At 54.1% G+C, this 967-nt stretch carries 1 pseudogene; it reads left to right on the top strand.

What is annotated here, in order from left to right:
• Positions 1 to 936: pseudogene (locus tag FQ192_RS33855) on the top strand (IS3 family transposase); the annotation flags it as partial.
• Positions 937 to 967 lie beyond the last annotated feature (31 nt).

The raw sequence follows: 967 nt of genomic DNA, 5'->3' as shown, positions 1-967 counted from the left end.
GAAAGCCAAATTCTTTGAAGACGTGGTCGATGTCCTGAAGAACGACTACGGCGTATCCGTTGTAAAAAAGCGGCCCGGCAAGTCGTTGCGCAAACCCAAACCCTGAGTGTCAGCAGGGCTTGCCAGTTTATGGGGATCAGTCGCCAAGCCTTTTACAAACGCGAACGGGTCTATCGAGCTCGGCTCGAGCAGGATCAGAAACTCATGCAGTTTGTGCAGGAGATCCGCGTACGCCAACCCTGCTTAGGCACACGCAAACTGCACTCATTGATGCATGAAAAGCGTGATAAGCCAGAGCTGCACGTTGGCCGGGATCGTTTGTTTGAGGTTTTACGCGAACATCGGCAGTTGGTTCGCAGGAAACGGGCCTACCACAAGACGACCGACAGCCATCATCACTTTCACTGCCATCCCAATCTACTGAAGCCTGGCCCGCAGCAAGTCGCCGCATCCGGTCCGGAACAGGTCTGGGTGGCGGATATCACTTACCTCTCCACCCAACGCGATGATCCGGTCTACCTAAGCCTGGTGACGGATGATTTCTCGAGAAAAATTGTCGGTTATCACGTGCACGGCAGCCTGCATGCCGACTCGGTAGCCCAGGCCTTGCGCATGGCGCTGAAGACGCGTCGAACACGGCAGAAACTGGTCCATCACTCGGATCGAGGTGTGCAGTATTGCTCAGGGCTTTACCAAAAGATCCATGCCAAGCACGGCATTACATGCTCGATGACCGATGGTTACGATTGCTATCAAAACGCCAAGGCAGAGCGGGTTAACGGCATCTTGAAAACCGAACTCTTGCTCCACCGTCCGAAAGACTTGGCACAAGCGGAGCAGATGGTGCGGGAGGCAATCCTGATCTACAACCAGGAACGCCCACACCTGTCCTTGAAATACAAAACGCCCGATGCGGTGCATCGGGCGTTAGGGTGAAATAGGTGTAAACCTATTTCAGGACTAGACA

This window comes from Pseudomonas sp. ANT_J12 (genome assembly GCF_008370045.1).
GTDB lineage: Bacteria > Pseudomonadota > Gammaproteobacteria > Pseudomonadales > Pseudomonadaceae > Aquipseudomonas.
Note: the sequence above shows the minus strand (reverse complement) of the source record. Positions and strands in the feature narration are given on the sequence as shown.